General features: G+C 39.6%; 18 protein-coding genes. 6 read left to right on the forward strand and 12 right to left on the reverse strand.

Annotation, left to right across the window (positions count from 1 at the left end; all coding sequences use genetic code 11):
- Positions 1 to 54: 54 nt before the first annotated feature.
- The 3 genes from GL301_RS13625 to GL301_RS13635 all read right to left on the reverse strand — a co-directional run bounded on the left by GL301_RS13625 (position 55) and on the right by GL301_RS13635 (position 2,551).
- A complete protein-coding gene (locus GL301_RS13625) occupies positions 55 to 384 on the reverse strand; it encodes a cyclic-di-AMP receptor (protein WP_003722052.1) in 330 nt (109 codons plus the stop codon).
- A gap of 108 nt (positions 385 to 492) precedes the next feature.
- The gene (tmk, locus tag GL301_RS13630; RefSeq protein ID WP_070298308.1) at positions 493 to 1,119 is read right to left on the reverse strand and encodes a dTMP kinase; all 627 of its coding nucleotides are present in this window, start codon (positions 1,117 to 1,119) and stop codon (positions 493 to 495) included.
- Between the two features lie 52 nt (positions 1,120 to 1,171).
- Positions 1,172 to 2,551: an aminotransferase class I/II-fold pyridoxal phosphate-dependent enzyme gene (locus GL301_RS13635; RefSeq protein ID WP_021496882.1), complete on the reverse strand. Its 1,380-nt coding sequence runs from the start codon at positions 2,549 to 2,551 to the stop codon at positions 1,172 to 1,174.
- 183 nt (positions 2,552 to 2,734) lie between these two features.
- Between GL301_RS13635 and dhaK1 the strand changes: the two genes are divergently transcribed.
- From dhaK1 to GL301_RS13660, 5 genes are all read left to right on the forward strand, one after another.
- Positions 2,735 to 3,724 (forward strand): dihydroxyacetone kinase subunit DhaK1, encoded by a 990-nt coding sequence (gene dhaK1, locus GL301_RS13640; RefSeq protein WP_003730759.1) that lies wholly within the window; start codon positions 2,735 to 2,737, stop codon positions 3,722 to 3,724.
- 21 nt (positions 3,725 to 3,745) lie between these two features.
- Positions 3,746 to 4,342 (forward strand): dihydroxyacetone kinase ADP-binding subunit DhaL1, encoded by a 597-nt coding sequence (gene dhaL1 / locus GL301_RS13645; RefSeq protein WP_012681469.1) that lies wholly within the window; start codon positions 3,746 to 3,748, stop codon positions 4,340 to 4,342.
- 3 nt (positions 4,343 to 4,345) lie between these two features.
- A complete protein-coding gene (gene dhaM1 / locus GL301_RS13650; protein WP_003724997.1) occupies positions 4,346 to 4,720 on the forward strand; it encodes a dihydroxyacetone kinase phosphoryl donor subunit DhaM1 in 375 nt (124 codons plus the stop codon).
- Positions 4,721 to 4,825: 105 nt separating this feature from the next.
- Complete coding sequence (locus GL301_RS13655) at positions 4,826 to 5,677, forward strand: MurR/RpiR family transcriptional regulator (protein ID WP_003724998.1); 852 nt, start codon at positions 4,826 to 4,828, stop codon at positions 5,675 to 5,677.
- Between the two features lie 118 nt (positions 5,678 to 5,795).
- Complete coding sequence (locus tag GL301_RS13660; RefSeq protein WP_003724999.1) at positions 5,796 to 6,635, forward strand: Cof-type HAD-IIB family hydrolase; 840 nt, start codon at positions 5,796 to 5,798, stop codon at positions 6,633 to 6,635.
- Between the two features lie 26 nt (positions 6,636 to 6,661).
- On the opposite strand, the gene GL301_RS13665 is transcribed toward GL301_RS13660, so the two are convergent.
- The gene (locus GL301_RS13665; protein ID WP_010959077.1) at positions 6,662 to 7,108 is read right to left on the reverse strand and encodes an NUDIX hydrolase; all 447 of its coding nucleotides are present in this window, start codon (positions 7,106 to 7,108) and stop codon (positions 6,662 to 6,664) included.
- 116 nt (positions 7,109 to 7,224) lie between these two features.
- On the opposite strand from GL301_RS13665, the gene GL301_RS13670 reads away from it, so the two are divergent.
- Positions 7,225 to 8,067: an aldo/keto reductase gene (locus GL301_RS13670; protein WP_003730756.1), complete on the forward strand. Its 843-nt coding sequence runs from the start codon at positions 7,225 to 7,227 to the stop codon at positions 8,065 to 8,067.
- 45 nt (positions 8,068 to 8,112) lie between these two features.
- Here GL301_RS13670 and GL301_RS13675 read toward each other — a convergent pair whose 3' ends face one another.
- From GL301_RS13675 to GL301_RS13710, 8 genes are all read right to left on the reverse strand, one after another.
- A complete protein-coding gene (locus GL301_RS13675) occupies positions 8,113 to 8,358 on the reverse strand; it encodes a YaaL family protein (protein WP_003725002.1) in 246 nt (81 codons plus the stop codon).
- Between the two features lie 14 nt (positions 8,359 to 8,372).
- Positions 8,373 to 8,969, reverse strand: a complete 597-nt coding sequence (gene recR, locus GL301_RS13680; protein WP_003722062.1) for a recombination mediator RecR — start codon at positions 8,967 to 8,969, stop codon at positions 8,373 to 8,375.
- A 108-nt stretch (positions 8,970 to 9,077) separates the two neighbouring features.
- Complete coding sequence (locus GL301_RS13685; protein WP_003722063.1) at positions 9,078 to 9,395, reverse strand: YbaB/EbfC family nucleoid-associated protein; 318 nt, start codon at positions 9,393 to 9,395, stop codon at positions 9,078 to 9,080.
- Positions 9,396 to 9,424: 29 nt separating this feature from the next.
- Positions 9,425 to 11,164: a DNA polymerase III subunit gamma/tau gene (gene dnaX / locus GL301_RS13690; RefSeq protein ID WP_010959078.1), complete on the reverse strand. Its 1,740-nt coding sequence runs from the start codon at positions 11,162 to 11,164 to the stop codon at positions 9,425 to 9,427.
- A gap of 245 nt (positions 11,165 to 11,409) precedes the next feature.
- On the reverse strand, positions 11,410 to 11,874 hold the full coding sequence (locus tag GL301_RS13695) for a DUF3284 domain-containing protein (RefSeq protein WP_003722065.1): 465 nt from the start codon (positions 11,872 to 11,874) through the stop codon (positions 11,410 to 11,412).
- Positions 11,875 to 11,891: 17 nt separating this feature from the next.
- Positions 11,892 to 12,074, reverse strand: a complete 183-nt coding sequence (locus tag GL301_RS13700) for a DUF3188 domain-containing protein (RefSeq protein WP_003727657.1) — start codon at positions 12,072 to 12,074, stop codon at positions 11,892 to 11,894.
- A 2-nt stretch (positions 12,075 to 12,076) separates the two neighbouring features.
- Complete coding sequence (locus GL301_RS13705) at positions 12,077 to 12,298, reverse strand: hypothetical protein (protein WP_003722067.1); 222 nt, start codon at positions 12,296 to 12,298, stop codon at positions 12,077 to 12,079.
- Between the two features lie 134 nt (positions 12,299 to 12,432).
- Entirely contained in the window at positions 12,433 to 13,797 is a 1,365-nt protein-coding gene (locus GL301_RS13710) for a PTS sugar transporter subunit IIC (RefSeq protein WP_003730755.1), read from the reverse strand.
- Between the last annotated feature and the right edge of the window lie 128 nt (positions 13,798 to 13,925).

The following is a 13,925-nucleotide window of genomic DNA, read 5'->3' on the forward strand; positions in this document are numbered from 1 at the left end:
ATTATAGATAAAAAAAGCAGGTAGCCCTTATCGCATACCTGCTTTTTCTCTGTTTTAAAAATGATGGAAACTTTCCACCGGCATTACAAACACGGTTGCGCCGCCAACTTGTACTTCGATTGGGTAAGGCACATACGTATCTACCGTCACACCTAAGGAAGCGGATGGTGTCATCATTTGTTCGCGTGCTTTACAGTTTTCCTTGATTATCGCTAGGGCATCTTCTACACGTTCATCTTCTGTACCGATGATAAATGTGGTGTTGCCTGCTTTTAAAAATCCACCAGTTGTAGCTAACTTGGTCGCACCGAAATTGCCTTTTGTAAGTGCGTCAGACAAACGGTTGCTATCTTGGTCTTGGACGATTGCAAATATCAGTTTCAAAGAAATCAACCCTTCCTAAAAATCTATCTTTTTTTCTATTATAGCAAACAAACGCCATTTTAAAGAGCGATATGCACTTGTGGCAAGGTGTTGAAGTCCCACTAGATGTTAGGCTAATTGTCGTAAAATGTCGGCTAAAATAGTTTCTGTGATTTCTTCTGGTGTCTTTGTAGCGTCCACTCGCATAAAACGTTCCGGGAACATGTTGATGACTTTTTCGTAGCCAGCTTCGACTTTTTCGTGGTAGGTAATATCTTCTTTATCCAAGCGATTGACTTCACGGCCCTTATTAGCGGCGATTCTAGCTAAACCGACTTCGGCAGGCACATCGAGATAGTACGTCCGGTCAGGCAATGTATCCTCAATCGCATATAAATTCACTTGTAAAACTTGTTCCATATTCATGTCACGTCCGGCACCTTGATACGCAAGAGAGCTATCCATGAAACGGTCACACAGTACTGTTTTCCCTGCCGCTAGAGCTGGACGGATTGTTTCAACGACATGTTGACGGCGCGCTCCCGCAATAAGTAGTACTTCTGTTTTTGGGTCCATTTCTTCATTGCCAATTCCGAGCACGATATTTCTTACTTTTTCTGAAATCGGGCTGCCACCTGGTTCGCGCGTTTTAATAAAATCAATGCCAGCTTCCGTCATTTTTTGATTAAGTAGTGTTCCTACTGTTGTTTTACCAGAGCCATCTGGGCCTTCGAGTGTAATAAAAATTGCTTTCATTTAGTAATTTCCTTTCCCTTTCGCGTCGCTTTCTGTTTGATTATAGCATAAATTAGCGGAATACACGGATGTAATTCTCGGCTAGTTTTTCGCCGCCTTGGTAGTGGCGTGTGCGAATGTTTTTTAGTTCGCGGATATGCTTTTCTGTGATGCTTTCTCCGCGGATGATTGCTGGAATTCCCGGCGGATAGAGCGAGATTGTTTCAGCCGAAACGCGTGTCGTAGCTTCATCTAGTAATACGAATTCGGTCGCGCGTGCGTGCATTTCTTCGTAAGTTAGCGCAAGACCTGACGCAAAAGGCGCTGACATTTCATATGGTTCTTTCGCGATTTCTTTTTTCACCGGAGAATGAATCCGGCTAATCGGCGTGAAATCAATCCCTTTTTTAATTAATGGTAAAATCAGTAATACCTGTGACTCATCGGCAAGCTCTGGGAAATAAGAACTTTCTTCAAAAATTGCTTGCAGTTCGTAGCCCGTGTAGCCTGTTTTGCGCACGATGATTTTAAGCGGATCATCTGGCAAAATAACGTCAAATTTATTCTTCGTCAGCCATTTAATCCATCTGGCACGCATTTTCCAAAAAGCTTCGACGTCCGCCGCTGTGTAAGTTGCCGCATATTTCCTCGCCGCATCAAGTGACGCCATAATTAAATAAGATGGGCTGCTCGTTTGGAATACTTGCAGGTAATAAGGTAGTTTTTCAAAAATCGGTAAATCATTCACCACATGTAAATAGGAACCCATCGTTAGCGCCGGCAACGTCTTATGCGCCGACTGAACAACCACATCCGCACCAAGCTCCACTGCACTTTTCGGAAATTCAGAACTTGTTAAAAAATGTGCTCCGTGCGCTTCATCAACAAACACAACCGCACCAAAATCATGCGCAATTTGAATACATTTATGCAAATTAAAAATCGTTCCATAATAGCTCGGATAAGTAAAAATACATAGTTTTACATCTGGATGATTATGTAATGTTTCTTCGAGAAGTTCGGTTGTCACACCACTCGCGACGCCAACTTCTTTGTTTGTTGCTGGGGTTAAGAAAATCGGTTCTCCGCCTGCCAGTTCGATTCCATGCAAGATTGATTTATGCGCATCTCTTGGCACTAAAACTTTCTCCCCGTGCTTCAACGTCGCCATAATAACTGCCAAGCTTCCTCCGCTTGTCCCATTGACTAAAAAGTAGCTTTTTTTGCTTCCATAACATTCCGCAAGTAACTCCTCTGCTTCCAAAATCACATCTTCTGGGTGATGCAAATCATCCATTCCAGTAATTTCTGTTACGTCCCATTTCAAAAATTTTTGCCATGCATCTGGATAAATGGCTCCGCTTTTGTGTCCTGGCACATGGAGTGATATTGGGCAAGACTTAGCATGAGCATCTAACCGTTCCACTAAAGGCATTTTAGATTGATTCCTCATAACAATTCCCCTTTTCAAATTCTCTCCTTCATTGTACCATTTTGCTGGGTTTATGACACATTCTTGCAGTTTTAAAGCGTTTTCATTTTATAAGTTGTATAATAAAGACAGCAACTACGTTTTGACTTTCTAGTAAAGGGAAATTGAGGTAAGAGGACTATTTTAAAGGAGGTTTTTTGTCAGATGAAGAAGATTCTTAACGGTACTGATCAAGTAGTAGAACAGATGGTGGAAGGTTTAGTGAAATCGCATGCTGATGTTGTTCACCGTGTCGAAGGAACTCGCGTCATTGCAAGAAATGATAAACGTCCAGGAAAAGTCGGACTTGTAAGCGGTGGAGGTTCTGGTCACGAGCCGGCTCATGCTGGTTATGTAGGTCGCGGAATGCTATCTGCGGCTGTGTGCGGCGATGTTTTCACTTCCCCAACTCCCGACCAAATTTATGAAGGTATAAAAGCCGCAGATCAAGGCGCTGGTGTACTTTTAATCGTAAAAAATTATACCGGTGATGTAATGAATTTTGAAATGGCGGCAGATTTAGCAGATGCCGATGATATTAAAGTAGAACAAATTGTAGTAGATGATGATATTGCTGTTGAGGATAGTACTTTTACAACGGGACGCCGCGGTGTAGCCGGGACTGTTCTCGTGCATAAAATTATCGGGGCAGCCGCAGAAGCAGGCGCATCTCTTGAAGAACTGAAAGCCCTTGGTGAAAAAGTAATTGCTTCGGTTAAAACGCTTGGTGTCGCACTTACTCCGTGTACTGTTCCTGAGGTTGGCCATCCCGGCTTTGAGCTTGGTGACGACGAAATCGAATTAGGCATTGGTATCCACGGTGAACCTGGCTTTACGCGTGAAAAAATCATGCCATCTGCAAGTTTAGCGAAGCAACTGTACGAACGGATTAGCAATGAAAGCAAATTCCTACCTGGAGATAAAGTGGTTGTGCTCGTGAACGGCATGGGCGCAACACCACTTATGGAACAATATGTTTTCGCAAATGATGTCCATGAACTTCTAAAAAATGCCGGCGTTCAAGTTGAAAAAACACTCGTTGGAGATTATATGACTTCTCTTGAAATGGCTGGTTTATCCTTAACCATTTTGAAATTAGAGGACGAAAAATGGGTTGATATGTTGAAACTCCCAGTGGACACAATTGCATGGTAATAAAATTTGGAGGAATGAATCATGACTTATGATAAAGATTGGGCGTTACGCTGGTTAAATGACTTCGGCGAACGCGTACAAGAAAACAAACAATTATTAAGTGATCTCGACCAAGCGATTGGCGACGGAGACCACGGTATCAATATGGCTCGCGGACTCGGCGAACTCAAAAAAGCTTTCACAGAAAAAGAACCCGCTGATTTAAAAGATGTATTTAAAACCGCTGGGATGACGATGGTCAGCAAGGTCGGCGGCGCATCTGGACCACTTTATGGAACAGCCTTTTTAAACATGAGTAAAGCGGTAGATTCAGAAACAATTGACGCGGAAGGCTTAACCAAAGTGCTTGAAGCAGGACTTGAAGGGATTGAAAAACGCGGTAAATCCCATGCTGGCGAGAAAACAATGATTGATGTTTGGGAACCGGTTGTAAATGCGATTCATCAGGAAGATTTAACAGATGATGTTGTTGATGCCGCTTTACAAAAAACAAAAGATTTAAAAGCTACTAAAGGTCGCGCGAGTTATCTTGGTGAGCGGTCAATTGGTCACCTTGACCCTGGCGCTTACTCTTCTGCCCTGCTATTTCACGCAATGCTTCAAACGGAGGTGAGCTAACCCATGGCTAAACCTTATGGCGTTGTTATCATTTCTCATTCCAAAGATGTGGCAAAAGGCGTCCATGATATTATTAAAGAAATTGCCCCAGACGTCTCTATCACGCATGCCGGTGGAACAGAAGACGGTCGCATTGGCACAAGTTTTGATGCCGTAAATGAAGCGATTGAAAGTAACGAAGCTAATAAAGTCTACACTTTCTACGACCTCGGAAGCGCCAAAATGAATATAGAAACAGTAGAAGAAATCAGCGAAAAAGAAATTATTCTCTTTAATGCACCAATTTTAGAAGGTGCTTACGCTACTGCTGCTCAAGTTCAAATGGATGAAAAACCAGAAGTCATCGCAGCAAATCTTAAAACAATTGAAATTAAATAACTGAAAAAAATCCCTTTAGATGCACTTTGTCTAGAGGGACTTTTTTATTTAATGGTATAATTATTTAAAACAATTTCCCATTCTAAAAAGTTAGGATTTGAAACGATGAATATTTTAATTAAAATACGCGAACTAACCAATTTAACCAATAGTGAAAAAGAACTTGCGAATTATATTTTAGCGAACCCGAAAAAAACATTACAGTGCAAACCAAAAGAATTAGCTACCGCTGCCTTTGTCTCCGCTGCAACTATCTACCGTTTAATTAACAAACTAGGACTAAACGGAATCGGTGAACTGAAAATCGAAATTGCCTCGAGTCTCCGTGAAACAAATGAAGAAAAAGATTTAAATTACGATTATCCTATTTTGGAATCCGATACACCCTACCAAATAATGACCAACCTAAACCAAATATACAAAGGAACCATTGATGAAACATTAAACAACGCCGATCCAGAAGAACTTGTCAAAATTGGTGAAAAATTAATTCAAGCGAAAACCATTGATGTTTATGCGGCTTCCGCCAATTTATTTTTTGCTCAAAACTTCAAATTCCAAATGCAGGAAATCGGTGTTTTAGTCAATGTTCCTGAAGAAGATTATATCCAAAGCTTATCGGCCGCCAACAGCGATGAAAATCATATTGCCATCGTCGTCTCTTACGGCGGTCGGAGTCGGACGCTTCAAAGAGTCGTCAAAATCTTGTCCGAAAACAATGTCGATATTATTTTAATTACATCTATGCAAGACAATCCTTTAGTCGAATTTGCCACACACAAAATCTACATGGCATCCGCTGAGAACCATTACAACAAAGTCTCTTCGTTCTCAACACGCCAATCTTTACTAAGCATTTTCGATACGCTTTATTCCATTTATTTTAATCAAAATTACGAAAAAAACATTCAATACAAAACGACTAATTACCAAAAAATGAACACCGAATTGGAATGATTTTTCAAACACACAGCCATTTTCCTTTCGAATTGAAAAAAAGCTCTCAATATGCGCCACATCTGATTTTTTCTTAATTTCTAGTGATACAATAAAGAAAAAAAGGAGCTAAACTTACATGACAACCCAAGCGATTATTTTAGATATTGATGGCACTTTATTGAACGACGACAAAAAAATCTCACCAGAAACAAAAAAAGCACTCATCACCGCGCAACAGAATGGTGTTAAACTTATTCTCGCATCTGGTAGACCAACCACAGGAATGCACGTATATGCGGAACAATTAGAAATGGAAAAGCATCACGGTTTGCTCGTTTCATACAATGGCGCTAAAGTAGTTGATTGCGCGACAAGTGAAGAATTATTCAACCAAGCACTTACTGTTGAAGAAGGAAAAGCCGTTTTAGAACACATGAAACAATTTGAAGTGAAAGTAATGATTGATAAAGAGGATTATATGTACACGAATGATGTATACGACTGCTACGTACCTTACCGCGGCGAAGTAATAAATATTGTTCAGTACGAATCTCGCGGTGGGAATTTCAAACTCTGTGAAAAAGATGATTTAGCCGCATTTTTAGATTATCGTCTAAATAAAATTCTCACAGCTGGCGACCCGGCCTATATGCAAGAAAATTATCAAGCAATGATGGCCCCTTTCAAAGATACACTTAATTGTGTCTTCACAGCTGATTTTTACTTTGAATTCACAGCTCAGGGCATTGATAAAGCCAAAGCACTTGATACCGTTTTAACACCGATGGGCATTCACGCTGAAAATGTTATCGCATTCGGAGATGGACATAATGATATTACCATGGTCGAATATGCAGGAACAGGAATCGCTATGCAAAATGCCGTCCCTGAATTAAAAGCCGCAGCAAGCTCTGTTACATTATCCAATAATGAAGACGGCATTGCGCACGTGCTAAACAGTTTAATCCCAAGTTAAGAAAAAAGGCTGAGTTTCAGCCTTTTTTACATTGCCTTCATATCATTGTTTTTCAACCGTTCATTTAGCTCATAAAGCGCCGTTTTATTACTATCCCACTCCAATAACTGAACAGCAGACTCATAAGAAACCCAGCGCAACTCGCTATGCTCTAAAGATAATGTAACCTGATATGAACAACTCGTTAAATCAATGGCAAAACAATATTCTGGAACAACATATGGTTTGTTAAATGAGAAATGAAAATTAGGGATGGATGCATGTGAATCCAAGCTATACATTTTAACATCGACATCCAAATTCAACTCTTCTATACTTTCACGTTTAGCAGTCTCTGAAATAGCCTCTTCATCTTCTCCTCCACCAGCTACAAACTGCCAAACATCTGCATCCGTTCTATGTAAAACACCAAACTGATAATTTGCTTCCGTTTTAATAAACGGTATAACTAAAACTTGAAAAGGTTGTCTCATTCACTCACGTCCTTTTGGAATTTATAAAAAAAATCACATTTCTATCCTTCATTCTACAGAAATTCTTCATTTTCTGGTATGCTTAAGTTAATAAACTAAAGTAGGAGGTAAATGAAATGACACTTTCTTTCTCGGATACATACAGACTGAACAATGGAATTGAAATGCCTAGACATGGTTTTGGGGTCTACAAGCTAACGGATGAAGCGCGTATGCGTACTGCGCTGGAAACCGCGGTGGATGTCGGGTATCGCTTGTTTGATACGGCTTCATTTTACCATAATGAAAAAGAGCTTGGAGACTTTTTTGCGTCAAGCGGCTTGAAAAGAGATGAATTTTTCGTCACAACAAAAATGTGGAATACAGAACAAGGTTACGATGAAACGCTTCGAGCTTTTGAAAAATCGCAGAAAAAACTACAATTGGACAAAATTGATTTATATTTAGTCCATTGGCCAAAACAAGATACTTTTTTTGACACTTGGCGCGCTGTGGAAAAATTATATGACGAGGGACTTGTTCGCGCAATTGGTGTAAGTAACTTTGAAGCGCATCATCTGGACCGCCTGCGTACAAGCGCAAATGTTCTTCCAGTAGTTGATCAGCTTGAAACGCATCCGCACTTTCCGAATCATCTTTTACACCGCTATTTGGAAGAGTTACATATCGTTCACCAAGCTTGGAGCCCACTTGGCCGTGGTGGGGTTTTACAAGAGCAAATCCTTATTGACCTAGCGGAAAAATACGGGAAATCACCTGCTCAAATCGTCCTTCGATGGCACTTACAAAATAATATCTCTATCATTCCAAAATCAGAAACACCTTCAAGAATTAGAGAAAATGCAGCTATTTATGATTTTGAATTATCAGAAGCAGATATGCGCCAAGTCGAGCGTTTAAATACTGGTGAACGTGTGAGCCACGCACCAGACGTGATGTATGTAAGATCAGAAATTTAGCCTAAAATAAAAATCTACTAAACCAATTTGGCTTAGTAGATTTTTTTATTTGTTTTTTAATTGTCTTGTACGTGCTTCTTTGAAAAGGTAAAAATAGCGAGCTTCTGCTTTCTTTTCCTCATATTCTAAATTAGGATCATATTCAAAACTTTTACGCATTAGAACTTTTTGTTTGTGCCACTTTTCTTGCGTGACTTCAATCAATTCCATCAGATAAGCATCATAGGATTTGTGTAGTTTACCAATCTTCTTGTTTTTCTTCCGACCAAACTTATTGCTTCTGGATTCCATTTTATCACCTCTGATTATACTTCTCTTCGTCCTTCCATTGCTTTTGAGAGCGTCACTTCATCCGCATATTCCAAGTCTCCGCCAACTGGAAGGCCATGCGCTATTCTAGTTACTTTTATGCCTGAAGGTTTTAATAAGCGCGAAATATACATCGCCGTGGCTTCTCCTTCAACATTAGGGTTGGTTGCTAAAATAACTTCTTCAATCGTGTCATCTTGCAAACGTTTCAGCAAATCAGGAATGTTAATATCTTCTGGTCCAATTCCATCCATTGGCGAAATTGTTCCATGAAGTACATGGTATAAGCCATGAAAATCACGCATTTTTTCCATTGCAATGACATCTTTGGATTCTTGTACTACACAGATAACACTTCGATCGCGTGACGTATCAGCGCAAATATAACATGGATCCTTATCTGTAATGTGACCACAAACGGAACAAAAGCTTAGGTTTCGCTTCGCATCAACAAGGGCTTTTGCAAAATCTAGCACATCGTCTTCTTTCATATCTAACACATAAAAAGCTAGTCGAGCTGCCGATTTTGGTCCAATTCCTGGTAATTTCATAAAACTATCTATTAATTTCGTTATCGGCTCAGGATAATGCATAATTCGTCTTCCTCTCACCTTCAAAATACAAATGTTTCACGTGGAACATTCTATTGAAAAATAGTTGAGACTCTTGTAAATAAGCCAAGAGTCTCAAACCAAACAATATTACATTCCAGGAATATTTAATCCTTGTGTGAATTTACCCATTGTTTGTGAAGTTGTATCTTCAATTTGTTTTAATACATCATTTGTTGCTGCAAGTACTAAATCTTGTAGCATTTCGATATCTTCCGGATCAACTACTTCTTCATTTATAACAACATCTGTAATGACGCGTTTACCAGTAGCTTTTACTGTAACCATTCCACCACCAGCAGTTCCAGTGAACTCTTGAGCTTCTAAATCAGCTTGAGCTTTCGCCATTTCCTTTTGCATTTTTTGCATTTGTTTCATCATACCTTGCATATTTCCCATTCCACGCATGAATAATCTCCTCTTTCTTCTATTGTTTTTTAATCTTTAATTTCAAGCAAATCTTCACCAACGAGTTTTGCGGCTTCTGCAACAAAAGGATCTTCCGCTGGTTTTTTAGCTTCTGGATTTGCGCCGTCCTCCGCATCGCCGTCGCTACCATGACTATGCAGGAAATTCTCTCTTACGTCAGCCCATTGATCTTCTGGGATACCAATAAAAGTATAATTTACTTGAGTCAGTCGGGCAATACTCGATGTGATGGTTTCAACAAAGTTCGGATTATCCATCGCCATTTGACAGTGAATCTCATGCTTAAATTTTAACACAAAAGTGTCCTGAGATGCAGCCACAGGTTCTGCGTCATTTAAAAGTGCTGCTTGAGATGCCATCAACATTGATAATAACTCGCCCCAACAACCACGGATTAACTGTAAATTCTCTTTCTTAGCCTCACCTAGCACATGGTTGATTTTACCAATAGGCGCTTTAAATTGCTTGCCGTTGTTGATTGCTTTTTTAGAACCACCGCGATTTTGGGTTGGTTTATCGGCTGGCGCTGCTCCAGCCCCGCTGGCAATTTGTTTTTTCAGCGTTTGTATCTCTTGATGCATTTGCTCCATTTGACGTTTTAAGTCAGAGAGGTCGCTTCCAGAAGCTGCATCTGCTGGCACATTCCCGCCACCTGCAACTGATTGACCCGCCTGAGTTAACTGAATAAGCGCCACTTCCACATAAATACCCGGATGATTCGAGAAACGCATTTGTTGCTGAGCTGTATTTAAAATTTTCACGAACTCATACACTTTAAGTGAATCTGCTCGTTTTGCCAAAGCAACAAAATCATCATCAATCAAAGCTCGTTCCAGTGTTTCTTCCAGATTCGGCGCTTTTTGATACAGCAGCACATCTCTAAAGAATACGAGTAAGTCTTCCACTAAACGAACTGGGTCTTTTCCTTCTGCTAGCAGTGCTGTCAGCGTTGAAATCGCTTCTGCTGCATCGCCGTCAAACGCTGCACTTACTAGTTTTGTCAGCAAGTTTTGCGCAACAGATCCAGTAATTTCGAGCGCATCATCCACGGTAACTTCTTCTGATCCGTAGGAAATAACTTGATCGAGCAAGCTAAGCGCATCACGCATCCCGCCTTCAGCCGCACGCGCAACAATCATCAACGCTTTTTCGTCATAAGGGATTTTTTCTTCTTCCAAAATAAATTTCAAACGACCAATAATATCTTGTGTCGTGATTCGTTTAAAATCAAACCGTTGTACCCGCGAAATAATCGTTAGCGGTAACTTATGCGGTTCTGTTGTTGCCAAAATAAAAATGACATGTTTCGGCGGTTCTTCCAGCGTTTTTAGTAGCGCATTAAACGCTCCCGTCGACAACATATGCACTTCATCGATAATATATACTTTATATTTCGCCACAGTTGGCGCATATTTTACTTTTTCCCGGATATCTCGAATTTCTTCAACCCCGTTATTACTGGCAGCATCGATTTCAAGAACATCTGGTATAGAACCGTCCGTCGTACCTTTACAAATCTCACATTCATTGCAAGGCTCCCCGTCATGGCCGTGTTCACAGTTAATCGCCTTCGCAAAAATTTTCGCCGCACTAGTCTTCCCTGTTCCCCTAGGCCCAGAAAATAAATAAGCATGCGAAGTTTTATTTTGCACAATGGCATTTTTAAGCGTTTTCGTCACATGTTCCTGCCCAACAACATCCTGAAACGACTGCGGCCGAAAAACCCGATACAAAGCCTGATACGCCATCTGCCACTCTCCTTCACCTAAAACCATTTTAGTAGTTTTATTATAACGTATTGTTGAAGAAGTTTCAAAACGTTGTTTGTTTTGATTTACTTCTTCAATATAAATCTGAGCGCAGCGATGATTTAATCCTTAATAGAAGTTTCAAAACGTCCTGAGCCGGGCTAGCTTCAAAAACCACCACCAAAAATCAAAAATCAAACCCCAAAAAAAGAACCAGACCCCCGAAAAAGCCCGATTCCAAACTCTTACTGTTCACTTTTAGCAGCCAATTTCTCCTGCTTCTGCTTACTCTCATTAATAACCGAAAGCTCAATCGATTTCAGCAAGTTTTTTACACGTTTTTTACGGAAGAAGCCAAACATAAAACCAACAATAATATTATTCATTTTATTTAACGCTTTTTCCGTTTCGATTAATTCGTTATAGGTCACTTCGCATGTAGTTTCGCTAGTGGATTTTATCGTATACGTCGTCGTATGAGTGTTCACACGGCTGCTCGTTTCGAATTGATAAAGTTCGTTAGGTTGCACTTTAACAATTTTTGTTGTAGCAAGTGCGCCATTAGACATCGTACGTTGATATTTATATCCTTCTAACTTTCGTACTTGAAGCGTCTTACCAGTGGCATTTTTTACATCATAGATTGCTGAGCTAACTAGTGTATCAAAGCATTCTTTTTGGGATATATATAATTTCTGTGTGACATTCACTTTTCAATCGACTCCTTCTAATTCTTTTCTTTCTTATCTTTACGGATTTTTAGCACGATGAATACACAGCCAATTAAAACAACCGCAAGTCCGGTAACTAGAAGAGGTACACTAGCCATCCCATCTTTTCCATAAGAAGGACTAAACATAATAATAATAAGACCTATACTAATAAGAAATAGTGCATTAACAATTTTCATTTTCAACCCACACTAACTTGGAAATAGAGTACAGAACCTATTTCAGTTGCTTTTATAGTTTCTTTGGCGATTTTTGCTGCCTTTTCTTCGTCTTCAATATTTGTTTCAAAAGTAAGTTTCATACCTTTTTCGTCTATTTTTTTAAAAGTTACACCGTCTTTATCATATGTTTCAAGTAATTCAGTAATGTAATCTCGCTTCATTGGACAATTAAGAATAATCATTTAAAAAAACCTCCTTTTCTATAGTTTAACGTTATCTTTCGCTTCTTGCAATGAATAAAAATGGTGCAGGAATTCCTACATGATATACTGGCTAGGCACAATTTAGCTGCACCTAGCCAGAAACTTATTATTTTCTAAGCTTTCATCTCTTCTTCTGGTACACCAACGCGATTTGCGGTAATAACAAATGGTACCCAAATCAAGAACGCGACGACCATATTTATGAGTGAAATTACTGGTGCCATCCAATCTCCCCCGGTTGCTAAGAAGGAATTCAGAAGTGGCGGCATTACCCAAACTACTGCAATTTTAACTGGGCCGACAATGCCAAGTGTTGTTGCAAAGTAAGCGATTGTTACCATTACCATTGGCGCGATAAGGAATGGTATTAAGTAAATTGTATTTAATACGATCGGTAAACCAAACATGATTGGTTCGTTAATATTAAATATACCTGGTGCAAGAGACAATTTCGCAACTGTTCGTGCATCCGCTCGTTTCGAGAACATTAGTAATGCGATAATCAGTACAAGCGTACCGCCTGATCCACCCATCCATACATACGCATCGAAAGAACCACGTACCCATTCGAATGGTAATTTAGCGCCTTCTTGTGCCGCACTAATGTTTTGTAGTTGTGCTGTACCCCAAAGTGATTCTAGAACCGGAGCAAGTACGTTCGGACCATGAATCCCGAAGAACCATAGTAGTTGTACTAAGAAAGTAACTAGTAAAACAGCTCCGTACCCTTGCGAAAGTGATAATAACGGCTCTTGAATTGTTTTGGAAATCCAAGTAATAACGTCCATATTTGTGATTTTGAAGAATGCCCAGTCAATAATACCAACAACATAAAGTGCAACTAACGCAGGAATAATCGCCGCGAAAGCTTTACTTACAGCCGGTGGAACAGAATCTGGCATTTTGATAATAATATTTCTGCGCATTAATTTCGCATAAATAATAGTTGATATAAAACCGAAAATCATTGCGGTAAACAAGCCGGTACCATTTACTTGGCTTAGGCTAAAGAATCCGTAAATTCCAGCAAATTCTTTTGGTAACGTATTTACATCGAAATTTGCATTAGAAGCCGCAATCGCAGCTTTTACTGCATCTAAACTTACAGTAACAGTTAAGTTCATAACAAAAGCAGCAAGAGAAACTAGCCCCCCAGCTAATCGATCCACTTCATATGCTTTTGATAAATTATACCCTAGTGAAAAGGCAAAAATAATTGAAACAATTGCTAATGTCCCATTGTATACATATCCATTAATCCCGATAAGTGGTTGCATCGCTTCCACAAATCCTGTCCATCCCCAGTCAGTTGGAAAATCCCTAAAAAACGCATTTAAAAGTACTGCAATTGACCCAGCCATAGTGATTGGCATTGTTGAAATAAAAGCATCACGTAATGCAACTAGATGTTTTTGTGAACCAATTTTCGCTGCTACTGGCACAAAATACTTTTCCAAAAATGCTGTTAATCCATTCATATTTTATCCTCCCGTAAACCTTTTTATTTAACACTCATCTTTTAAACAAAATATAATTTCTATGTATAAACTCCCTTTAAGTTGATCAGCTATATCTGTTTACTTTGTCCTAGTAATCCCCATTACTA

It is taken from the genome of Listeria sp. LM90SB2, from assembly GCF_028867355.1.
In the GTDB taxonomy this organism is placed as follows: Bacteria; Bacillota; Bacilli; order Lactobacillales; family Listeriaceae; genus Listeria; species Listeria monocytogenes_B.

Coding starts and splice junctions, on each gene's coding strand:
- GL301_RS13675 (WP_003725002.1), bottom strand. CDS start 8,358: ATGGAATCCAGAAGCAATAAGTTTGGTCGGAAGAAAAACAAGAAGATT.
- GL301_RS13705 (WP_003722067.1), bottom strand. CDS start 12,298: ATGATTATTCTTAATTGTCCAATGAAGCGAGATTACATTACTGAATTA.
- GL301_RS13665 (WP_010959077.1), bottom strand. CDS start 7,108: ATGAGACAACCTTTTCAAGTTTTAGTTATACCGTTTATTAAAACGGAA.
- recR (WP_003722062.1), bottom strand. CDS start 8,969: ATGCATTATCCTGAGCCGATAACGAAATTAATAGATAGTTTTATGAAA.
- GL301_RS13700 (WP_003727657.1), bottom strand. CDS start 12,074: ATGAAAATTGTTAATGCACTATTTCTTATTAGTATAGGTCTTATTATT.
- GL301_RS13655 (WP_003724998.1), top strand. CDS start 4,826: ATGAATATTTTAATTAAAATACGCGAACTAACCAATTTAACCAATAGT.
- dhaM1 (WP_003724997.1), top strand. CDS start 4,346: ATGGCTAAACCTTATGGCGTTGTTATCATTTCTCATTCCAAAGATGTG.
- dhaL1 (WP_012681469.1), top strand. CDS start 3,746: ATGACTTATGATAAAGATTGGGCGTTACGCTGGTTAAATGACTTCGGC.
- GL301_RS13710 (WP_003730755.1), bottom strand. CDS start 13,797: ATGAATGGATTAACAGCATTTTTGGAAAAGTATTTTGTGCCAGTAGCA.
- GL301_RS13685 (WP_003722063.1), bottom strand. CDS start 9,395: ATGCGTGGAATGGGAAATATGCAAGGTATGATGAAACAAATGCAAAAA.
- GL301_RS13660 (WP_003724999.1), top strand. CDS start 5,796: ATGACAACCCAAGCGATTATTTTAGATATTGATGGCACTTTATTGAAC.
- dnaX (WP_010959078.1), bottom strand. CDS start 11,164: ATGGCGTATCAGGCTTTGTATCGGGTTTTTCGGCCGCAGTCGTTTCAG.
- GL301_RS13670 (WP_003730756.1), top strand. CDS start 7,225: ATGACACTTTCTTTCTCGGATACATACAGACTGAACAATGGAATTGAA.
- tmk (WP_070298308.1), bottom strand. CDS start 1,119: ATGAAAGCAATTTTTATTACACTCGAAGGCCCAGATGGCTCTGGTAAA.
- dhaK1 (WP_003730759.1), top strand. CDS start 2,735: ATGAAGAAGATTCTTAACGGTACTGATCAAGTAGTAGAACAGATGGTG.
- GL301_RS13635 (WP_021496882.1), bottom strand. CDS start 2,551: ATGAGGAATCAATCTAAAATGCCTTTAGTGGAACGGTTAGATGCTCAT.